The organism is Syntrophomonas wolfei subsp. methylbutyratica, assembly GCF_001570625.1.
Lineage (GTDB): Bacteria > Bacillota > Syntrophomonadia > Syntrophomonadales > Syntrophomonadaceae > Syntrophomonas > Syntrophomonas methylbutyratica.
The window spans coordinates 24058-46235 of sequence record NZ_BBQT01000002.1 but is presented as its reverse complement, the minus strand read 5'-3'; the positions used below and the strand labels follow the sequence as shown (position 1 = coordinate 46235).

General features: G+C 44.0%; 19 protein-coding genes, 3 tRNA genes and 1 other annotated feature. Of the genes, 13 read left to right on the top strand and 9 right to left on the bottom strand.

From position 1 onward, the window contains the following. Window positions 1-196: 196 nt before the first annotated feature. From noc to rpmH, 9 genes are all read right to left on the bottom strand, one after another. Complete coding sequence (gene noc, locus AWB54_RS01905; protein WP_061212957.1) at window positions 197-1051, bottom strand: nucleoid occlusion protein; 855 nt, start codon at window positions 1049-1051, stop codon at window positions 197-199. Window positions 1052-1065: 14 nt separating this feature from the next. Next, on the bottom strand, window positions 1066-1710 hold the full coding sequence (gene rsmG / locus AWB54_RS01900; RefSeq protein WP_061212956.1) for a 16S rRNA (guanine(527)-N(7))-methyltransferase RsmG: 645 nt from the start codon (window positions 1708-1710) through the stop codon (window positions 1066-1068). Between the two features lie 9 nt (window positions 1711-1719). Beyond that, window positions 1720-3594 carry a tRNA uridine-5-carboxymethylaminomethyl(34) synthesis enzyme MnmG gene (gene mnmG / locus AWB54_RS01895; protein ID WP_061212955.1) on the bottom strand — a complete coding sequence of 625 codons (1875 nt, stop codon included), beginning with the start codon at window positions 3592-3594 and terminating at the stop codon, window positions 1720-1722. A gap of 111 nt (window positions 3595-3705) precedes the next feature. Continuing rightward, window positions 3706-5085, bottom strand: coding sequence for a tRNA uridine-5-carboxymethylaminomethyl(34) synthesis GTPase MnmE (gene mnmE / locus AWB54_RS01890; protein WP_061212954.1), 1380 nt, complete (start codon window positions 5083-5085; stop codon window positions 3706-3708). A 241-nt stretch (window positions 5086-5326) separates the two neighbouring features. Continuing rightward, window positions 5327-5956, bottom strand: coding sequence for an RNA-binding cell elongation regulator Jag/EloR (gene jag / locus AWB54_RS01885; protein WP_061212953.1), 630 nt, complete (start codon window positions 5954-5956; stop codon window positions 5327-5329). Beyond that, window positions 5913-6728 (bottom strand): membrane protein insertase YidC, encoded by an 816-nt coding sequence (locus AWB54_RS01880; protein WP_061212952.1) that lies wholly within the window; start codon window positions 6726-6728, stop codon window positions 5913-5915. Before AWB54_RS01880 ends, jag begins: the two co-directional genes overlap by 44 nt. 89 nt (window positions 6729-6817) lie before the next feature. Further along, the gene (gene yidD, locus AWB54_RS01875; protein WP_338064089.1) at window positions 6818-7015 is read right to left on the bottom strand and encodes a membrane protein insertion efficiency factor YidD; all 198 of its coding nucleotides are present in this window, start codon (window positions 7013-7015) and stop codon (window positions 6818-6820) included. Further along, window positions 6996-7355 carry a ribonuclease P protein component gene (gene rnpA, locus AWB54_RS01870; RefSeq protein WP_061212950.1) on the bottom strand — a complete coding sequence of 120 codons (360 nt, stop codon included), beginning with the start codon at window positions 7353-7355 and terminating at the stop codon, window positions 6996-6998. Before rnpA ends, yidD begins: the two co-directional genes overlap by 20 nt. Window positions 7356-7396: 41 nt before the next feature. Then, a complete protein-coding gene (rpmH, locus tag AWB54_RS01865; RefSeq protein WP_011641943.1) occupies window positions 7397-7531 on the bottom strand; it encodes a 50S ribosomal protein L34 in 135 nt (44 codons plus the stop codon). A 308-nt stretch (window positions 7532-7839) separates the two neighbouring features. On the opposite strand from rpmH, the gene dnaA reads away from it, so the two are divergent. From dnaA to AWB54_RS01800, 13 genes are all read left to right on the top strand, one after another. Continuing rightward, the gene (gene dnaA, locus AWB54_RS01860) at window positions 7840-9150 is read left to right on the top strand and encodes a chromosomal replication initiator protein DnaA (protein ID WP_061212949.1); all 1311 of its coding nucleotides are present in this window, start codon (window positions 7840-7842) and stop codon (window positions 9148-9150) included. A gap of 144 nt (window positions 9151-9294) precedes the next feature. Continuing rightward, entirely contained in the window at window positions 9295-10437 is a 1143-nt protein-coding gene (gene dnaN, locus AWB54_RS01855; protein WP_061212948.1) for a DNA polymerase III subunit beta, read from the top strand. Between the two features lie 19 nt (window positions 10438-10456). Continuing rightward, the gene (recF, locus tag AWB54_RS01850; RefSeq protein ID WP_061212947.1) at window positions 10457-11554 is read left to right on the top strand and encodes a DNA replication/repair protein RecF; all 1098 of its coding nucleotides are present in this window, start codon (window positions 10457-10459) and stop codon (window positions 11552-11554) included. Window positions 11555-11560: 6 nt separating this feature from the next. Continuing rightward, window positions 11561-11800 carry an extracellular matrix regulator RemB gene (gene remB / locus AWB54_RS01845; protein ID WP_061212946.1) on the top strand — a complete coding sequence of 80 codons (240 nt, stop codon included), beginning with the start codon at window positions 11561-11563 and terminating at the stop codon, window positions 11798-11800. Between the two features lie 14 nt (window positions 11801-11814). Beyond that, window positions 11815-13716: a DNA topoisomerase (ATP-hydrolyzing) subunit B gene (gene gyrB / locus AWB54_RS01840; protein ID WP_061212945.1), complete on the top strand. Its 1902-nt coding sequence runs from the start codon at window positions 11815-11817 to the stop codon at window positions 13714-13716. 15 nt (window positions 13717-13731) lie between these two features. Further along, window positions 13732-16170: a DNA gyrase subunit A gene (gyrA, locus tag AWB54_RS01835; protein WP_061212944.1), complete on the top strand. Its 2439-nt coding sequence runs from the start codon at window positions 13732-13734 to the stop codon at window positions 16168-16170. A gap of 49 nt (window positions 16171-16219) precedes the next feature. Then, entirely contained in the window at window positions 16220-17104 is an 885-nt protein-coding gene (pdxS, locus tag AWB54_RS01830; protein ID WP_061212943.1) for a pyridoxal 5'-phosphate synthase lyase subunit PdxS, read from the top strand. 74 nt (window positions 17105-17178) lie between these two features. Continuing rightward, window positions 17179-17373: a binding site (T-box leader), on the top strand. Between the two features lie 120 nt (window positions 17374-17493). Next, window positions 17494-18645 (top strand): pyridoxal-phosphate-dependent aminotransferase family protein, encoded by a 1152-nt coding sequence (locus AWB54_RS01825; RefSeq protein WP_061212942.1) that lies wholly within the window; start codon window positions 17494-17496, stop codon window positions 18643-18645. 109 nt (window positions 18646-18754) lie between these two features. Continuing rightward, the gene (gene serA, locus AWB54_RS01820) at window positions 18755-20347 is read left to right on the top strand and encodes a phosphoglycerate dehydrogenase (protein WP_061212941.1); all 1593 of its coding nucleotides are present in this window, start codon (window positions 18755-18757) and stop codon (window positions 20345-20347) included. A 140-nt stretch (window positions 20348-20487) separates the two neighbouring features. Then, window positions 20488-21771: a serine--tRNA ligase gene (gene serS / locus AWB54_RS01815; protein ID WP_061212940.1), complete on the top strand. Its 1284-nt coding sequence runs from the start codon at window positions 20488-20490 to the stop codon at window positions 21769-21771. 72 nt (window positions 21772-21843) lie between these two features. Further along, window positions 21844-21933: transfer RNA gene (locus AWB54_RS01810), tRNA-Ser, on the top strand. A 30-nt stretch (window positions 21934-21963) separates the two neighbouring features. Beyond that, window positions 21964-22057 (top strand) — tRNA-Ser (locus AWB54_RS01805). Window positions 22058-22063: 6 nt separating this feature from the next. Then, window positions 22064-22140: transfer RNA gene (locus AWB54_RS01800), tRNA-Arg, on the top strand. Window positions 22141-22178: the final 38 nt, after the last annotated feature.

The window sequence follows — 22178 nt, the reverse complement described above, 5'->3', positions numbered from 1 at the left end:
GCAAAAAGTAATAATTATGCATTAGCTTGCATAAATATTCCGCTCGCAGTCTACGCATGAGCAACACCAACGGCTTGTCTCGCGGCTCAAGGGGTACCCGAAGGGTGAAGCATCCATGCTTCGCCAACGCTCGCTTTGCATATTTATGCAACCCCATGCAACAAAAAGGGTTTTTTGCAGTAGAGTCATCCTTATTCTATAAAGCTAATTGTTGGTTTTTCCTATGTTTCCCAATCCTTATGGTAATCTCATATTCGCTATCGACATCCCTTTCCACCATAACAATATCAATCCCGGTCTGTCGCGCCCGTTTAACCGTCTCTCTAATAGTGTTTAAGAAGATACGAGCATCTCTTATTACCATGGATACACTCTGCCCTTTAGGTTTTCTTCCTATTTCCTGGGGAATGTTATTACGACTGATCCCTTCCACCAGTTCTTCTGTTTCCTTCACGGTTAATTCTTTCTCATAAATCTGTTTTACCACTTCCAGTTGCATCTCTGCCGAATTCAGTTTTAACAAAGCTCTGGCATGTCTCTCACTTATACGTTCGGGCAGAATAAGGCTTCTCACCGGCAACGGTAGCTTTAAGAGACGAATCTTGTTGGCAATAGCTGCCTGGCTCTTTCCAATCTTTCTTGCCAATTCCTCCTGGGTCAATCCAAAACCGTTAATTAGACGATTATAGGCATTGGCTTCTTCAAAATAATTTAATTCTCTTCTTTGCAGGTTCTCAATCAGCGAAACGGTGGCTACCCTTTCATCATCCATTTCCTGAATTATGGCCGGTATTTCTCTTATACCCAGCAGGCAACAGGCTCGAAATCTACGTTCTCCCGCTATTATTTGAAAGCCATCATCGCGTGGCCGGACGATAATGGGTTGTATTATGCCATAAGCTTCAATCGACTGAGCCAGTTCCATCATTTCCCTCTCATCAAAATCCTTACGGGGTTGAAAGGGGTTAGGGTAGAGTTTTTCCACCGGTATTCCTGTCACCTTCACCTCACTGCTTTTTCCCAGTAGTCTTTCCAGTTGTTTAAATACCATCGGTATATCCCTCCCTATAGTGGCCGTTTGGCCGGAATCCCCACCCTTCTTGGGTATTTCGCGGGGGTGTCACGCTCCTTTTCTACCACTACTATGGCCCTATCTCGTTCTGCCATCAAGCTATAGGTAAAAATGTCAACTACTTTTCCCCCCAGTATATCCAGGGCGTTGGCTGCCTGCTCAATTTCCCGTAAATAATTCTTGCCTTTCCACAACAAAAGCTTTCCCCCAGGGCGAAGCAAAGGCAGTCCATATTCCAGCACTACATTCATCATGGCCAGAGCCCGGCAGCTGCAAAAATTAAAACTGCTGCGCAACTCACTGCGCCCCACCTCTTCTATCCGCTTACGCAGCACCTGGCAGTTCTTCAATCCGCTGCGGTTGATAACCGCTTGCAAAAACTCTGTTTTTTTAAGATCTGATTCCAAGAGAAGGAACTCTCCCTCTGGGCAATAGATGGCCAGTACCAGTCCCGGAAAGCCAGCACCACTGCCGATATCAACAACCCTGCTTCCTTTTAAATCCATAAATTTCAATAAACTGCGGCTATCTTCAATATGTTTTTCTAATTCATCCGGCAGGCTTTTGCGACTTACCAGGTTCTGCCGGGAATTCTCCTCTATCAGCATTTCCTTAAAAGTCCTTACATTATATTCCACATCGACCTCTTATTTCCTTCTTTTCTTTTCCAAAAAAATTAAAAGAACATTTATATCTGCCGGATTAACCCCGGCAATCCTTGATGCCTGGCCAACAGAAGCGGGTAAAACTATTTTTAATTTTTGTACGGCTTCCTGGGACAAACCATAGACTTCATCATAATTAAGATCCGGAGGCAGCATTTTATTTTCCAGTTTTTCAAAGCGCTTAACCTGTTCCTTTTGCTTCTCAATATAGCCTTCATATTTAGCTTGTATCTCCAATTGCTCCAGTATATCCGGATCATTATCCCGCAGCCAGCCTTTTCCCACATAATCATATATACTTAATTCCGGGCGCCGTAGCAATTCCCAGAGAGAGACTCGATCCCTTATAGCTGCCGTGTTTTTATAAGATAAAAATTCCGCCATCTCCTCATCTGCCGGGGTAAAAGAACTGAATTTGAGTTCATTGCTCTCCACCTCCAGTATCTCTTCTTTTTGCTGATAGGCCATCCACCTGTTATCGTCTACCAGCCCAATCTGGCGGCCTTTTTCCGTTAATCTCAAATCAGCGTTATCCTGCCGCAAAAGCAAGCGGTACTCCGCTCGTGAAGTCAACAAACGATATGGTTCCTCTATTTCTTTATTAATCAGGTCATCAATCATCACGCCTATATAGGATTCACTCCGTTTTAATACCAGCGGCTCTCTATCCTTGACTTGCAAAGCAGCATTTATTCCCGCAATCAAGCCCTGGGCGGCAGCTTCTTCATAACCGGAAGTCCCGTTTATTTGACCGGCAGTAAACAAACCTTCCACAGTTTTGCACTCCAGGCTTAGTTTAAGCTGGGAAGGATAAATAATGTCATACTCTATGGCATAGCCGGTACGCATAATACGAACATTCTCCAGGCCAGGGATGCTTTTTAAGACCTCTATTTGTACATCTTCGGGCAAACTGGTATTTAAACCTTGCACATACATTTCGTCGGTGTCTCTTCCCTCCGGTTCAATAAAAAGCTGGTGAGAATCCTTATGGGAAAAACGAACTACTTTATCCTCAAAAGACGGGCAGTAGCGCGTACCAATACCTTTGATAATCCCGGTATACATGGGGGCGCGGTCCAGGTTATCCATTACAATCTGGTGGGTTTTTTTATTGCTATGGGTTAACCAGCAGGATAGCTGTGGCCGATTAATAAGGGGACTAATAAAAGAGAAGCGTAAAGGCCGTATATCCCCTGGCTGCTCAATCATTTCGGAGAAGTCTACACTCTTGCTGTCTATGCGCGGTGGGGTCCCGGTTTTAAATCGCCCCAGGCGCAGTCCCATCCTTTTAAGACTTTCCGAAAGCCGGGCTGCCGGAAACTGATTTCCTGGTCCTCCATCAAAAGAAATATCCCCGACTATTATTCTCCCCTTCAAATAGGTCCCGGTAGTGAGAACCAGCGCTTGACATTCGAACCTGGCTCCAGTTCTGGTAACTATTGCTTTCACCCGAGCAGCCGACAACTCTATATCCTCTACCTCGGCCATCAAAATATCCAGTTTTTTTTGATTAAAGAGGGTCTTCAACATTTCCAGGTGATACTGGCGTTTATCGGCTTGGGCTCTTAATGCTTGCACAGCGGGACCTTTGCCGGTGTTGATAGTACGGATCTGCAGATTGGCCTTGTCGATATTTAGCGCCATTTCCCCTCCCAGGGCATCGATTTCCCTTACTACTTGAGCCTTGGCCGGTCCTCCAATGGAAGGATTGCAAGGCATCAATGCAATGTGGTCTATACTCATGGTAACCAGCAGGGTTTGGCATCCCATGCGCGCCGAAGCCAGGGCCGCTTCACAGCCCGCATGTCCGGCCCCAATCACTATCACCTCATAGCTTCCTGCCTTATAAATCATAACTTCCCCCATTTAATAAAATTACTCTAATGCGAAACTCTTCGCAAAAGGGTTGCATAAATATATAAGCGAGCGTTGGCGAAGCATGGATGCAATCCTGCCTCCAGCCAGCTATTTCCCTATGCAAAAATCATGGAATATCCTTTCTATTACTTCCTCCTTCAAGTTTTTGCCGTTTATTTCCCCCAGAGCCTCCAAAGCTCCCCAGATATCCACTCCCAGGCAATCCAATGAAACCTTTCCCATTACCGCCAGGCTATCTTCTATATGTCTTTTTGCCGTTAATAAAGCATTTTTTTGCCGCAGGTTAATCATTACTTCCATGTCGTCACTCTGTAGTTGACCGGAGAGAACAGCTTTCTCCATGCTTTCCTCCAGTTCTTCCAAACCGGTTTCTTCAATAATACTTCCTCTGACTATCTTAACTCCGGGAAAGAGCTGTTCCAGCTCAGTTTCACTTATATTCTTTTCCTCCAGGTCTTCTTTGTTAACCAATACTATCTTATTCTTCTTCTCGATTTTTTCGTAAATCTCCCGGTCTTCCTGATCTATCCCGGTTCCCACATCTAATATAAAAAGCACCAGATCTGCTTCACTGATTACTTCCTGGCTTCTTTCTATCCCTATTCGCTCCACCAGGTCTTCCGTAAAGCGTATTCCTGCGGTATCCCTCAACTTTACCGGAATCCCTCTAATATTTATATAATCTTCGATTATATCCCGCGTAGTACCAGGAACACTGGTTACAATAGCTTTTTCCTTTCTGAGCAGGGCATTGAGCAAACTGGATTTGCCTACATTAGGCTTGCCGCAGATGGCAACGTTGATTCCCTCCCGGTATATCTCGGCCCTTTCACCTGCCAACAAAAGCTTGTCAATTCTATTTTTTACTTCCCGTAGCTTCCCCTGAGCAACGCTATAATCCAGGTCCCCCACCTCATCCGGGAAGTCCAGGCTGGCTTCCAGCATTGCATTTACTTCTATCAGCTGATCCTCCAGCAGGCTAATCTCCCGGCTGTTCCTCCCGGCCAATTGCTTTAAGGCCAAATTCATTCCCCGTTCGGTTTTGGCCCGGATAACTTCTATCACTGCCTCTGCCTGGCTTACATCCAGTCGTCCATTTAAAAAAGCTCTCCGGGTAAATTCCCCCGGTTGTGCCAGTCGTATCCCTTGCCGCATTACCGTCTCCAGGCAGCGCCTGGCCGGCAAAGTTCCTCCGTGACAGTTTATTTCCACCACATCTTCCCCGGTGTAGCTACGGGGAGCTCGCATTAATCCCAGCAGAACCTCATCAATAATCTCCATTTTCTCATCACACAACCAACCCAGGCTAAGTGAATAGCCTTCTTTATCCGAAAGCTTAATCCCCGCCCGGTAAGGTTGGAATATTTGTTCCACCTTTTCTATTACGCTATTTCCACTTAGCCTTACAATAGCTATTCCACCTTCCCCCGGTGCGGTGGAGATGGCCGCAATATCATCGCCGATCATTCTTTCCCCTCACTTTGAACCTGGCTGGTAATGCAAAACCCCTATTATTGCACAGGGTTTGCATAAATATACCAGCGGGCGTTGGCGAGCGGTATATTTATACAAGCCAATGACTACTACTAACATTTTGCAGTAACATTAACGGTTCTTTTAGATATATTACCAAAAGCGACTGGCAAATACACTTAAGTATAAAAATTAGAAAGGAGGCCCTTTCCCTGGGCCTCCATCACTGTCTTTTTTATTTCTTTAAAGAAATTACCACTTTTCTATTGGGCTCATCTCCCAGCGAAAAGGTAGTTATCTGGGGGTCAGTCTGAAGAATGGTATGTACTATTCTTCTTTCCTGGGAACTCATTGGCCTCATAACTACGTTTTTTTTGGTTTTCTTAACCTTGTCTGATAGTCTTAAAGCCAACGCTTCCAGTGATTCCTCTCTTTTCTTGCGATAGTCTTCCACATCTAACAAAACTCGAATTCTTTCCTCACGCTGCCGGTTAATTATTAAGCCGATAATGTATTGAACTGCATTTAATGTTTCGCCTTTACGTCCAATCAAAAGACCCATGTCCTTACCTATTATGTTTACTCTAACCCGGCCGCCTTCACATTCCACTTGATTAATCTGATAATCGATTTTCATCCGGTTTAGTAGATCTTCTACCACCTGGCGAACTTCTTCTTCCGGTTTCTTCACCAGGGAAACCCTTACTACAGCAGGTTTTTTCCCTACCAGGCCTAGTATTCCTTTACTGGGTTCTTCCAGTACTTCAATAGAAACATCCTCAATGGCACATTCCAGTTCATCCAGGGCCGCTTTAATAGCCTCATCCACGTTTTTTCCCTTTTTTTCTACTATTTGGACTTCCATTAACCTTCTTTCCTCCTTTTTCCCTCCCTGCTACCTTTTCCTTGGTCAAAGTATTATGACCACCATTTGATTCCTCCAGTGTTTCCTTTTCCATTTCCAACTGAAATCCTGTTCCAGTTGCAACAGCCAATTTCTCTTTTTTGCTGCTCCAATTGATATAAAGCTGCTGCAAAATACCTAAAATATTAAAAGTTACCCAGTATAAAGGTAAGCCTGCCGGCATGGTGGCTGCTATCCAGGCCATAAAAAGTGGCATTACATACAACATGGACTTTTGCGTGGGATCTTTGGTGTCTACCATAGAAACGCGTTGCTGTATAAAGGTGGTTGCCGCCGCTAAAACTGCTAGAATATACCAGGGGTCAGAACTACCAATGTTAGGTATCCATAAAAATCGCGCATGCTCCTCTACCGCAAATTTAAAGTTGAACAATGATTGATAAAAAGCAATAAATATCGGCATCTGTATGACGAGGGGCAAGCAGCCTCCCAGAGGATTAACCCCATGTTCTTTATACAGTTCCATTACTTTTAATTGCATGGTTTGCGGGTCATCTTTATATTTTTCCTGGATATATTTCATCCGCGGTTGAATTTCTTGCATAGCCCGCATGGATTTTAACTGTTTATGCGTTATCGGAAAAAGAACAATTTTTATTACTATGGTCATTAAAATAATAGCCAAACCATAATTAGCTACACCCAGGCTATCGGTAATGCCATACATAAACTGAATTACACTGGCAAACCACTGAACAAAAGAATGCCACAAATCTCCTCCTGCCTATCAAATCCTGCTTTCATTGATGACAGGTTCCACCTCCTTGCTAGCGAAGCAAATGTCCGCGAGGTAACCTAATATCAAGGTACCGGATCATAGCCACCCGGATTGTACGGATGACACCTGGCCAGTCTTTTTACAGTTAACCAGCCTCCTTTGACTATTCCGTATTTCTTTAAGGCCTGAATGGAATAGTTGGAACAGGAAGGATAGAAACGACATGAAGCAGGTTTGAAAAAGGTCGCCTTTTGATATATTTTAATTAATATTATTAGCATTTCTTGCAAAAAGCCCCGCCTTCTTCATGATGGAAATATAATCTTTTTCCATACCCTCAAAAGAACTTTTCCCAATACCGGCTCTAGCTACCAGGACAATATCATGCTTGGTCCTTACTTGTCCCTGATATTTACGCACTATGGCTCGCAATTGCCTTTTTATCCTATTCCTTATTACCGCTATACCTATTTTTTTGTTGGTAATAAAACCAAAACGATTATCGTTCAAGGCATTTTCTACATAATAAACTATTAAAAATCGCCCCGAAAACCTCTTTCCCTTTTCGAAAACATTCCGATATTCTCTACTAGTTCTGATTCTTGCCTTTTTATCCAGCATAAAAACCTTCCCTGGGGAAAATAAAAGGCCGCTTTTACGACCTAGGCGGAAATACTTTTTCTTCCCTTTTTTCTCCGGTTGGCCAATACTTTTCTTCCTCCTGCGCTGGCCATCCTGGCTCGGAAGCCATGTTCTCTTTTTCTTTGCCTATTCTTCGGCTGAAATGTTCTTTTCACTATATTACTTACCTCCTACTTGGTGAGCTATACTCTCAGTCCATAAAGCTCACCTATAAAATCATATAAATACCCTACCATTATATTGATTAAACCCCTTCAATGTCAAGAATTCAAGGAATTCTACTCACTTCTAATTTTGAAATTTTTCTGCTATGATTATACTATATTTGTGCTTTAATCCCAATTAGCCTGTATTAATATCTTTTTTTATCATTTTGAAAATTAAAGATTTTAATCTAAGTAAGACTTTTCCACAACTTATGTATTTCTTTATTGGCTTTTCCACAGCAAAGCGGAGGTAGCTTATGTCTAATTATAAAGATTATTCTCTTGTATGGAATGAAGTACTTGATTCTATGTATCAGGAAATTGGTTCTACCAGTTTTGAAATCTGGTTTTCCCGGGTAAAATTCTCCTCCTTTCATGACAATATCTTTTGTATAATCGTTCCTGATTCTCTAACCAAAGAATGGATTGAATCGCGCTATTTGGATATAATGCAGAATAAATTACGTAGATTAATCGACCCGAGAGTAGTCTTGAGCATCCGTACGGAAATCCTTTCCGGGATAAGCGATCCTGTTTCCGCTTTAAATCCTAAATATACTTTTGATACTTTTGTTGTGGGTAACAGTAATCGTTTCGCCCATGCTGCCTGTTATGCTGTCGGTGAATCTCCCTTTAAATCCTATAATCCTCTTTTCATATATGGGGGTGTTGGCCTGGGTAAAACTCATTTAATGCAAGCCATAGGCCATCACATTCTTTCTAAAAAACCCAACTATCTGGTTATGTATGTTTCCTCCGAACAATTTACTAACGATATGATAAGTTCCATCAAAGACGACACTACCTCTTTATTCAGGAATAAATACCGTAGTATTGATGTTCTACTCGTTGACGATATTCAATTTTTGGCCGGTAAGGAGCGTACCCAGGAAGAATTCTTCCATACTTTTAATACCCTCCATGAATCCAATAAACAAGTGGTTATTTCCAGCGACCGGCCTCCCCGCAACATCCCTACCTTGGAAGACCGTTTACGTTCCCGCTTTGAATGGGGTTTAATTACTGATATACAGCCTCCTGATCTAGAAACCAGAATTGCTATTTTACGCAAAAAAGCTCAAGGGGAAAACCTCAATATTCCTTATTCTGTTCTGGACTACATTGCCAATTACATTGATTCGAATATCCGGGAACTGGAGGGAGCGCTTATTAGACTGGTAGCCTTTGCTACTATTAACAACAAACCCCTGGACATGAATACCGCAGTTGAAGCATTGAAAGATATTATGCCTCCCCCTCGACCCCGAAAAATAACTATAGAAACCATTCAAAAAACGGTAGCTGCCCATTACCATTTAGAAATAAACGAAATTGTTTCAAAAAAAAGAAATAAACAACTGGTCTACCCCCGCCATATAGCTATGTATCTTTGTCGTAAATTGACCGATGCTTCTTTTCCCCAAATCGGAGAGCAATTCGGGGGACGAGACCATACCACAGTTATGCATGCCCATGAAAAATTAGTTAATGAACTGTTATCTGATCGTGAACTGGTTGCCGAAATAGAATTATTATGCAAAAAGATTGATCCAAATTATATTGTTTAAAAATATTTATCAACAATTTATCAACCGAAATATTTGCCCTTTTTCCGGGAATAGAGCTACTTATCCACAAAAACCAGGTCCCTACTACTATTACTACTAAATTGTTAATAAAAAAAAGAAAAAGAGAAGACGGAGGGTTTTTCTATGAAGTTCATGATTGAAAAAAGAGATTTACTTGCTATTACCAGTATGGTTTATAGAGCAGCATCCAATAAAAATACCATACCGGTTTTATCCGGCCTCCTGCTAGAATCTGATCCGGATACTGGTTTGACTATGACGGCAACCGATATGGAAATAGGTATAAGAGCCAGCACTGACAAAATTGAAGTTATGGAAAAAGGCAGTGTGCTGGTTAATGCTCACTATTTCTTTGATTTTGTAAGATTATTACCCGAATCACAGATATTTATTGAACTAAACCAGGAATCAGCACAATTAGATATAAAATACGGGCGTTCATCAGGTTTCATAAATACCTATAGAGACTACGAATATCCAGCACTTCCCCTTAAAAAAATAAAACCCTGCTTTTCCATTAGCCAGGAAGTGTTAAAAGAAGCTCTTAAAAAGACAGTTTTTGCCGCTGCCGGTACCCATTTTCGCCAGGTTTTTACCGGAGTGCTTTTTGATCTGGGAGAGGGCGGTAAATTAAACGTAGTTGCATCTGATACCCATCGCCTGGCTCGTTATTCTTGTAATATAAATCCAGATGCTCCAGAACCCTTAAGTTTCATTATTCCGACGCGAACAGCTAACGAAATTCTGCGACTGCTGGATGATAGCCCGGAAGAGATAAATATAGGCTTAAGCAACAATAATGTGAGTTTTTATCGAAAGAACTTCTTATTGCTTTCACGGCTTATAGAAGGACAATACCCCAACTATGAGCAGGTTATACCACGTTCTTTCAGTTATAAAGTAAAACTGGATACGCAAGTTCTGGCTGATACCCTGGAAAGAGCTCGGGTTATCCCTTCGGATGATAAACTAAAAATACAGTATACCCGCTTTAAGTTTGAAGAAAATGAGGTAGAAGTAAATAGCTATTCGGAAATAATGGGTGAAATCACTGAAGTAATAGAACTTAAAGATCCGGTTGAGGGTGAAGGTGAACTAAATATTTCATTTAATACCAATTACTTCTTTGATGTTGTTAAAATGCTGGAAGGAGAAGCTAAAGAACTGCTCATAAACCTATCCAGTATATTGGGTCCGGCCATGATTGTAAATCCGCAAAAAGACAACTATCTTTATGTATTGGTACCCTTGCGAACCAGCAACTAAAATGAAAGAAAGATAGATATTGAAAATCCTTAATTTTCAAATAAAAGATTTTCGTAATTTAAAAAAGATTGAATGCCAACCTTCACCCGGCTTAAATATATTCTATGGAGAAAATGCTCAGGGAAAAACCAATATCTTAGAAGCTTTATTCTACTTATCCACGGGTATTTCTTTTCGCAGTAATAAAGAAAAAACATTAATCAGTTATGACAGCTCAAGCCTTCAGGTTCAAGCTCGCTATAATCACCAGGAGAGAATAATTGATTCTAGCATTACTTATGGGCTGGATGCTAAGTTGTTAAGAATCAATAAGAAAAAAACCAGCTATAATCATTCCGACCGTTTGCGAATAAACCTTTTTACCCCGGATGACCTTTATTTGGTTAAAGGAGCCCCTTATAAGCGCCGGTTTTTTTTAGATTTCCTTTTGGGACAGATATCTAATGAGTATTTATTTAAACTAGATAATTATAGGAAAATTCTAAAAAAAAGGAATTTATTATTAAAAAAAGAAGAAGATAATAGCAGAAGTTCTGCTATAATTAATGATATTTTTATAGAAATAGCGGCCCAACTGCTTATATCAAGATTGAATCTGATTAATGTTCTCGATGAAGCCATACAGGAGATTTACCCACAGATTAACGATGATGGCGGGCAGTTAAAAATACGCTATGCTCTTTCTTTTCCTGTTAATAGTGGTAAAATTAATCTGGATATACTAAAGGACAGCTTAAGGAAGCAAGTGGAAAGTGAAAAGGAAAAGGAAAAGAAAAGAAAAATAACTCTGCTGGGTCCGCATCTGGATGACATGCATATTTATCTAAATGAACAGATGGCCCGCTTATTTGCCTCTCAAGGCCAGCAAAGAAATATAGCTATTTGTTTGAAACTGGCAGAAATAATGACTTTTAGAAAAATAAAAGGGTTTTTCCCCGTTTTTCTCTTGGATGAGGTTCTGGCTGAACTGGATGAAAGTAAAAGCAATAAATTATTAAAATATCTGGCGCAGTCCCCTTTTCAGAGTTTTCTTACCTCGGTGAAGTTGGAGAAATTTGAGGCATTGGATGCTTCGATTTCCCTGGTTAAGGATGGCTGTTTGCTAGGAAAGGAGTAGTTATTCGTGTATGTTCATCTGGGAAACAACTACATTATTTCTTATAGTGATATAATCGCCATTTTAAACATTGAACCTCTTATTTCCCATGATCTTAAAGATGTTATTGATATGGCCAGGATTGAAAAATGCCTGGTTAGTATCAGCGAAAAAGGAAAAGAGAAATCTTTAGTGATCTGTAACGACAAATTATACCTGTCGCCAATATCTTCGAATACCTTGTTCAAAAGGGCTGCAAACCGCTAAGGGGAGGGCTGAATTTGTTAGAAAAAGAATACAATGCTTCTGATATCCAGGTATTGGAAGGTTTAGAGGCAGTGCGTAAAAGACCGGGGATGTATATCGGTTCAACCGGGCCTAAAGGTTTACATCACCTGGTTTTTGAAATAGTGGACAACAGTATAGACGAAGCCGTAGCCGGATTCTGTAAAGAGATAGAAGTAACCATTAATCAGGACAATAGCATTACGGTTTGTGATGATGGTCGCGGTATTCCGGTAGACATTCACCCGGCTATGGGTATTCCCGCGCTGGAAGTTATTTTAACTACCCTTCATTCCGGGGGAAAGTTTGGGGGTAGTGGTTATAATATTTCCGGGGGCTTGCATGGAGTGGGATTGTCAGTAGTAAATGCCCTTTCCCGGCGAATGGAAGTCCGGGTAAAAAGGGATGGGCATATATACCAGCAGGATTATGAACGGGGAACCCCGGTGAATGAGATAAGGATAATAGGAGAGAGCCAAGAAACCGGAACAAGTATTCATTTTTTTGCGGATGAAGAAATATTTGAAGAAATAATTTTTGAAAGAGAAATCCTCTTGCAAAGATTGCGTGAACTGTCTTTTCTCAATCGCAATCTAAAAATAGCGCTGCGCGATGAGCGAGAAGAAGAGGTTTTTTCCCAGGAATTTCACTTTTACCATGGTCTTAAAGATTTTGTGGCTTATATTAATAAAAATAAAGAGGTTATTAATGATAACCCCATTTATTTCGAAAAGAAGAAAGATGATGTTATCGTTCAGGTGGCTATTCAATACAATAGCAGTTACAGTGAAAATCTTTATTCTTTTGCCAACAACATCCGTACTCAGGAAGGCGGTACCCATGAAATAGGCTTTAAAAATGCCTTAACCCGGGTGATTAACGATTATGCCAAAAAAAATAACATACTTAAAGAAAATGACAGCAATTTATCCGGCGAAGATATACGCGAGGGAATAGCCGCGATTATATCGGTCTTGGTAAAAGATCCTCAGTTTGAAGGACAGACCAAAACCAAGCTGGGCAACACCTATATTCGAGGAATAGTTGAAAGTATAGTTTTTGAACATGTGGAAGACTATCTTAACGAAAACCCGGCAGCAGCACGCAAATTGCTGGATAAGGCCATTTCCGCCCGTCGAGCCCGGGAAGCGGCCAAAAAAGCCCGGGAACTGACCCGGCGGAAAAATGCCCTGGAATCCACGGCCCTGCCTGGCAAGCTGGCCGATTGCAGCAACAAAAATCCGGCTGAATCGGAGTTGTTCATTGTAGAGGGGGAATCGGCCGGAGGCTCAGCTAAACAAGGAAGGGATCGCACCTACCAGGCCATATTGCCTTTGCGGGGTAAAATACTGAATGTAGAAAAAGCGCGTCTGGATCGGGTGCTTTCCAGTGAAGAAATTAGAAACCTTATTACCGCCATGGGTACAGGGATAGGCGAAGACTTTGATATCAAGAAAGCTCGCTACCACAAGCTTTTTATTATGACCGATGCTGATGTTGACGGGTCTCACATCCGGGTTTTATTACTTACCTTCTTTTATCGATATATGAAAGAGTTAATAGAAGAAGGATACCTTTATATAGCCCAGCCGCCCCTTTATGGCCTGAAAAGAGGAAAGGAGATAAAGTATTTTTATAATGATGCTGATTTGAATGCCTTCCTCAGCCAGACGGAACAGAAGTGGTCTATTCAAAGATATAAGGGCCTGGGGGAAATGGATCCGGAACAATTGTGGACTACCACCATGGATGCAGAAACCCGAACCGTATTGCAAGTTACAGTGGAAGACGCCATAAAAGCCAATGATATCTTTTCCGCCTTGATGGGGGATAATGTACAACCGAGGCGTGAATTTATTGAGAGCAATGCCAGGTACGTAGCTAACCTGGATATTTAGGAGGAGCTTAAGAAATTGGCACAGGATAGTCTATTTGAAAAAGTAATACCCATAGATATCGAAAAGGAAGTCAAGAAATCCTTTCTGGAATACTCCATGAGCGTTATAGTATCCCGGGCCTTGCCGGATGTAAGAGATGGGCTGAAACCGGTTCATCGTCGCATTCTATACGCCTTGCATGAACAGGGGATGACTCATGATAAACCGCATAAAAAATCAGCCAATATCGTGGGAGAAGTAATGGGTAAATACCATCCCCACGGGGATGCGGCCATATACCAGACCATAGTCAAGCTAGCCCAGGAATTTGCCATGCGTTATCCCCTGGTTGATGGACATGGGAACTTTGGTTCTGTTGATGGAGATGCCGCTGCCGCCATGAGATATACCGAATCCAGAATGTCCCGGATAGCGGCGGAGCTGCTTAAAGACATTGATAAGGATACAGTTGACTGGCGGCCCAATTATGATGAAAGCCGGGAAGAACCTCAGGTTTTACCGGCGCGGATCCCCAATCTTTTAATCAACGGATCAGCCGGGATAGCTGTAGGTATGGCCACTAATATTCCCCCGCATAATTTACGGGAAATAATAAAGGGAATAAAAGAATATATTGATAATCCTGATATCACTATCGAAGAACTGATGCAAAGTATTCCCGGCCCGGACTTTCCCACCGGGGGAATTTTGGAGGCCCGCGGCATCAGGCAAGCTTATGAGACCGGGCGCGGAACCATAAGAACCAGAGCTCGTTACGAAATAGAGGAAAAAAAGAGCGGCAAGTTTTCTATTGTGGTTAGCGAGATACCCTACCAGGTTAACAAAGCCCGGCTGGTGGAAAAAATTGCCGAACTGGTAAGAGACAAAAAGGTAGAAGGTATCGTTGACCTCAGGGACGAATCCGACCGCAAAGGAATCCGGATAGTTATTGAACTGCGCAAAGATGTGAATGTAAATGTAGTCTTGAACAAGCTCTTCCGGCATACTCAGATGGAAGATACTTTCGGCATTATCATGCTGAGCCTGGTTAACGGAGAGCCCCGGATTCTGAACCTGAAGGAAATGATAAAGTATTATGTGGAACACCGGCAGGAAGTTATTAACCGGAGAACAATATATGAACTGAATCTGGCTAAAAACCGCAAGCATATTTTGGAAGGCTTGAAAATAGCCCTGGATAATCTGGACGAAATCATAGATCTGATAAGGAAATCGCGCGACCGGGAAAACGCCAGGGGAGAATTACAATCCCGCTTTAACTTAAGTGAAATACAGGCCAACGCCATACTTGATATGCGGCTGGTGCAACTAACCGGCCTGGAAAGAAGTAAAGTAGAAAATGAATATGAGGAAGTGCTGCTAAGAATAGCCGACTATGAAGATATACTGGCCCGCCCGGAAAGAGTACTGGCCATGATAAAAGAAGACCTGGATGATATTGAAAAAAGATACGGCGATAATCGGCGGACAGAGATAAGCCAGGAAGAAAGCAGCTATGAAGAAGAAGATTTTATCGATGACCATGAAGTGGTTATAACCCTCAGTAACCGGGGATATGTCAAACGGCAACCCTTGGATACCTATCGTTCCCAGAAAAGAGGGGGAAAAGGTGTAAGTGCTACTACTATAAGGGCGGAGGATTTTGCCCATGATGTTCTGGTTACTTCTGCCCTGGCCACTTTGCTTTTCTTTACCAACCAGGGCCGGGTTTTCACCACCCGGGCTTTTCAGATACCCGAATCAACCAGGCAAGCCAAAGGCATGCCCCTGGTGAACTTTTTAGAATTACGCCCCGGGGAAAAGGTTACTACTATAGTGGGCGCGCGGGAATTTAATCGCGAACATCACCTGCTCATGGTAACCAAAAAAGGAATAATAAAGAAAACCGCTTTGAAGGCTTTCCAAAATGTAAGAAAAACAGGATTGATAGCGGTTAACCTGCGTGAGGGTGATGAACTGGTGGGAGTAATAAGGGTAAGGACCGGGAGCAAAGTAATGATAGCCAATTCCCGGGGAATATCGATTATGTTTGACGAAAAGCAGGTTAGAAGCATGGGCAGAACGGCTGCCGGGGTTAAAGCCATAGACCTGTCGAAAGATGATTATGTGGTAGGACTGGATCGCTACCGGGAAGGTGCCGATGTTTTGCTGGTAACCGAAAAAGGCTATGGCAAGAGAACCGCCTTAAGCGAGTTCAAGCTGCAGAATCGTGGAGGCAAAGGCCTAAAAGCTATCGAAATAACCAGGAAGAACGGAAAGCTGGTAGCCTTCCAAATCGTATCCAAGGAGGATGAACTGGTTATTCTAACGAGTGAAGGCAACATTATCCGGCTGGAAGTAGAGGATATATCGCAGCAGAAACGCTACTCCCGGGGAGTTTTATTGATGAGGTTGCCGGAAGAAGACCGTATTGTTGGTGTGGCTCGTTTTAAGATAGAAAAAGAAGAGGACTAGCAAACTCAAGGTGCTTTACCACAATTTGTTTTCGGGAGGGAAAAAGAAAATGGAAGAAAAGGCAAATTTCACACCCAAGACCGCTCTGGCCCAAAGGTTAAAAGGCGGCGTCATTATGGATGTTACTACTCCGGAGCAGGCCAAAATAGCAGAAGAAGCCGGAGCCTGTGCGGTGATGGCCCTGGAAAGGGTTCCGGCGGACATAAGAGCAGCCGGGGGTATTGCCCGGATGGCTGACCCCAGTGTTATCCTGCGGATTAAGGAGACAGTTGCTATACCGGTAATGGCTAAATGCCGGATAGGGCATTTTGTAGAAGCCCAGATTCTGGAGGCGCTGGGAATTGACTTCATAGATGAAAGTGAAGTTCTAACCCCGGCTGATGATAAACATCATGTAAACAAGAACGTTTTCCAGGTACCCTTTGTCTGCGGAGCCCGCAACCTGGGTGAAGCCCTTCGCCGTATTGCCGAAGGAGCGGCTATGATCAGAACCAAAGGAGAACCGGGTACCGGGAATGTAATTGAAGCGGTTCGGCATATTAGACAGGTCAATGAGCAGCTCAGGTGGGTCAGCAGCCTGCCAGTAGAAGAACTAATGGCTGCGGCTAAAGAGCTGGGAGCACCATATGAATTGTTACAGGAGGTAGCACGCCTAAAAGGGCTGCCGGTAGTAAATTTTGCCGCCGGGGGTATAGCTACTCCGGCTGATGCCGCTATGATGATGCAGCTGGGTTGTGATGGAATATTTGTGGGTTCCGGTATATTCAAATCAGGTGACCCTATGAAGAGAGCCCGGGCCATAGTAACCGCTACTGCCTATTATCAGGATCCGGTGGTTCTGGCAGAAGTATCCCGGGATTTGGGTGAAGCCATGGTGGGAATAGATATCAGTACTATAAGGCCGGAAGAAAGAATGCAGGAACGCGGCTGGTAAACGAGGGGGTTACGCTAAAAAGCACTTGCAAAAGCCCCCAGGCTGTAATATAATCAAGGCCAAACCTTAATAACCAGCTGTTGATGAAAGGAAAAAGTAAAGATTGTAAACTGGCTAAGAGAGCTGGTGGAAGCTGCGAACCAGCCCAGTGCAATTTTGAATCCAACCTGGAAACGATCTATATAAGCGGTGGTTCCGTTATAACCTTCAAGCGGGTGTTATAAACACCAACAAGGGTGGCAACGCGGGAAATACCTCTCGTCCCTGATGGGGCGAGGGGTTTTTTATGCAGTGTATACACGAATTACAAGGGGGAAAAGTTATAGCAGGCATCAAAATGGTTTTATGATAGAAATGTAGTTTCAATATTTAAGGAGGCTATTACAGGAATGATAGGTGAACAGTATTTGCTTCTGCCCGGGCCTACACCCGTTCCCGAAAGAGTTGTCCGTGCTATGAGCCGACCCATGGTTAATCATCGGGGAAGCGAGTTTAAGGAGATTCTAATTAATGTAACCGAAGGAATCAAACAAGTCTACCATACCAAGCATCAGGTTATAATTTATCCAGCATCGGGTACTGGTGCTCTGGAAGCGGCGGTAGTTAATTTTATTTCTCCCGGGGATAAAGTTTTGGCAGTTTCCATAGGCGTTTTTGGCGATCGTTTTGCCACCATTGCCCGGGAATTCGGAGCCCAGGTGGAGAAACTGGATTTCCCCTGGGGAGAGCCTGCCGATCCTCAGGTACTTAAGGAAAGACTGGCGCAGGATATAAATCAGGAAATAAAGGCGGTATTGATTACCCACAATGAAACTTCTACCGGGGTTTTCAATGATTTAGCCGCCATCAAGGCCGCCGTTGGCGAGCACCCGGCTCTTTTTATGGTTGATGCCGTAAGCGGGCTGGCGGCAGTGACTTTAAAAATGGATGAATGGAAACTGGATGTGGTAGTTAGCGGTTCGCAAAAAGCCTTCATGATTCCCCCGGGCTTAAGCTTCCTGGCCTTTAACGACCGGGCTTTAAGAGTACAGCAGGAAAACAAAAACCACAAATATTACTGGGATGTATCTGCTGGCCTTAAATATCTGGAAAAAGGGCAAAACCCCTATACGCCAGCCATCTCGCTATACCATGGCCTGGAAGAAGCCCTGAAAATGATGCTGGAAGAGGGTTTGGAAAATATTCTTTTAAGACACCTGAATTACCGGGAGATGGTGCGGGCCGCCTTAAAAGAAATGGGATTGAAGCTGCTGGCGGCAGATGATTATGCCTCCCCGGCCCTAACTTCGGTAATAGCACCGCAGGGAATAGGAGGCAATAAAATACGCCAATATATGAGAGAGCGATTTAATATAGTTTTGGCTGGAGGGCAGCAAAAGCTGGATGATGTTATTTTCCGGATAGGCCACCTGGGTTATGTGCGAGAACTAGATCTTTTGGCGGTCTTGGCCGCCCTGGAGATAGCTCTGCTCAATTGCGGTTACCCGATTGAACTGGGGAAGGGCTTGAAAAAAGCTCAGGAGTATATTTCTAGCATTTAATGATTTTAAGGGGTAGGAATTAAGGTTACATTGAGAAGTAACCGGCGAAGTCAGACCATGCTATAGAAACCCCTGATGCGAAACTATAACTATAGAAGGAGAGAAAATTATGGAAAGAAAAAAGGTTATAGTCAGTGAGCGCATAGCCGATGAAGGCATTGAACTGCTGAAGACTGAACTGGAGGTAGACTACCGGGATGGGATTTCCCGCGAAGAACTACTGGAGATTATTGACCAGTATGATGCTTTAATCGTAAGAAGTGTCACCCAGGTTGACGAAGAATTGATAAGCCGGGCTAAACGACTCAAGATAGTTGGCCGCGCCGGCAATGGAATAGACAACATTGATGTAGATGTCTGTACCCGTTATGGGGTGATAGTAGCCAACACCCCGGATAGCAACACCATTTCGGCGGCAGAACAAACCATAAGCCTCTTGTTATCCTCCATTCGCAATACGGCCTGGGCCAGCGAGTATCTCAAAGGGGGAACCTGGGACCGGAAACCCTTCCGGGGGGTGGAACTCTATGGCAAAACGGTTGGCATCGTAGGTCTGGGAAGGATTGGCTCCATGGTGGCTACCCGCTTAAAGGCCTTTAACATGAGAGTTATTGCCTATGATCCGTATATAACTGATGAACGCTTTACCCGCTTCGGAGCGGAAAAGATGGAGAGCCTGGAAGAGCTGGTTAATGAGGCTGATTTCATTACCGTGCATACCCCGCGAAACGAAGAAACCATGCATATGATTGATGAAAGAATACTGGGCCTGGCCAAAGAGGGAGTACGGGTAGTCAATTGTGCCCGGGGTGGCATCATCAAGGAAGAAGCCCTATTAAAAGGACTGGAGTCCAAAAAGGTATTGAGTGCCGGTCTGGATGTATTTGAGAAAGAACCGGCCATTGACAACCCGTTGTTCCAGTTCAAGAATGTGGTGGTTACACCCCATTTAGGCGCGGACACATTTGAAGCCCAGAAGCGGGTGGGAGAAAACATTGCTGAGCAGGTCATTAAAGCTCTGAAAGGCGAGATAGTGCCCAACCTGGTAAACTTGCCGGCCATGTTGAAAGACGAGCTGGAATACCTGAAACCCTATATTACTTTGGCGGAAAAGCTGGGCAATATCTATTACCAGATGGAAAAATCAGCGGTCAGCCGGGTGGAGTTAACCTATAGCGGTCCCATCAGCAGCAATGAGACCGAAATTTTAACGGTAGCTTTTCTTAAGGGCCTGCTGGAACCGGTCATGGGGGATAAGGTCAGCTATGTTAACGCCCGCTTAATGGCGGAAGACCGGGGAATCAAGGTTTTTGACCATAAAGAAGAACAGAGTCCGAAAAGATATAAAAATCTTATCACGGCCCGGGTATTCGATCATGAGCGCGAACTGGCTATAGAAGGAACCCTTTCCCGAGCGAGATTTCCTCTCCTGGTAGAAATAAACGGCTATGAAACCGAGAGCAACCTGGAAGGATACCTGCTGGTAGTGGAAAATGAAGATAGACCCCGAGTAATTGGACCTTTCGCTACGGCCCTGGGAGATGAAGGCATAAATATTGCCGGGATGAAGGTGGCGCGCAAGACCAAAGGGGAAAAGGCCATAATGATTATCAATGTGGATAATAAAGTGGAAGAGCCGGTTCTGGAGAAATTAAGCCAGCTGGATGGAATAGTCGGAAAACCTATACTGCTGCAACTGTAATAAGAAAAGTAAGGAGCAAGGGGTAAGTAGTCGTCGGTCGTCTTAAGACGGAAGACGGAGAGCGGAGGCCGGAAGCCTGCCCCCAAAAATATATTGAATTGACTTTAAGAGAATGAATTTCCCTGAAGGAGGGGAGTATTATGTTGGATGCCAAGCTTATCAGAACCAATGCAGCCCTGATAGAACAGCAGCTGGAAAAGAGGGGTCTTAGCGGCGTATTAAAGCCTTTCCTAGCACTGGATGAAGAGTGGAGGAAGATTCTGGTCCAGGTGGAAGAGCGCAAGAATTTCCGCAACAATTCATCCCAACAGATAGGCAAAATGAAAAAACAGGGACTAAACCCATCCGATTTAATGGAAGAGGTTCGGCAGGCAGGTCAGCAAATTAAGGAACTGGATGAAGAGCTGGCCCGGGTGGAGAAAGAGATAGAAAAGATTCTGCTCAACATTCCCAACCTGCCCCATGAATCGGTTCCGGTAGGGGAAGATGAGAAAAGCAACCAGGAAGTGCGGCGCTGGGGAGAACCCCGGCAGTTTGAGTTCGAGCCCCGGGCCCATTGGGATATAGGACCGGCGCTGGACATATTGGATTTTGAAAGAGCCGCCAAATTATCCGGGGCTCGCTTCACCGTCTATAAAGGAGCCGGTGCCCGTCTGGAAAGAGCGGTCATAAACTTTTACCTGGACATTCATTGTGGAGAACACGGCTACCGGGAGATTCTGCCTCCCTTCATGGTTATCGCCGATTGCATGGTAGGAACCGGGCAGTTGCCCAAATTCGCCGAGGATATGTTCAAGCTGGAAGGTAAGGAGATGTATCTGATTCCAACGGCCGAGGTTCCTCTGACCAATCTCTACCGGGAGGAAATCCTGGAAGCTAAAGATCTGCCGCTCTATTTAACTGCCTACACTCCTTGTTTCCGAGCGGAAGCTGGCTCTCATGGCCGGGATACCCGAGGAGTGATCCGGCAGCACCAGTTTAATAAAGTGGAACTGGTTAAATTATGTGAACCCCAGAATTCTTATGAAGAACTGGAAAAACTCACTCAGGATGCCGAGAGAGTATTGCAGCTTTTGGGACTTCCTTACCGGGTGGTAGTTTTAAGCACCGGGGATATGGGCTTTTCCGCTGCCAAAACCTATGATATTGAAGTATGGATGCCGGGTTATCAGGACTACCGGGAGATATCCTCCTGTTCCAATTGCGAAGATTTTCAGGCACGACGTGCCAATATCCGCTATCGCCCCGATCCCAAGGCCAGGTTACAGTATGTCCATACCCTCAATGGCTCAGGAGTAGCTATTGGCAGAACTGTTGCCGCCATTCTGGAGAACTACCAGCAGGCCGATGGCTCGGTAATAATCCCCGAGGCATTAAGGCCTTATATGGGCGGATTGGAAAGGATAAACCGGTCCGAAGCTTAAGCCTCGGCTTTATTGACAAGAAGAAAAGCCTGTGCTATACTTTCCTTTGCATTGCAGATGCAACCTCTATGTGGAGGGGTGTCCGAGCGGTTGAAGGAGGCGGTCTTGAAAACCGTTGAACCTTTACGGGTTCCGTGGGTTCGAATCCCACCTCCTCCGCCATTAGGAAAATTTAAAATTGAGTGTTTATGTGGAGAGATGGCCGAGATGGCTGAAGGCGCTCGCCTGCTAAGCGAGTAGACGGCTAATAACTGTCTCGAGGGTTCGAATCCCTCTCTCTCCGCCATAAAATGCGCCCGTAGCTCAGCTGGATAGAGTAACAGACTACGAATCTGGAGGTCGCAGGTTCGAATCCTGCCGGGCGCGCCATTTAAAGCTTGTAAAGCCCGATGTTTCGGGCTTTTTCT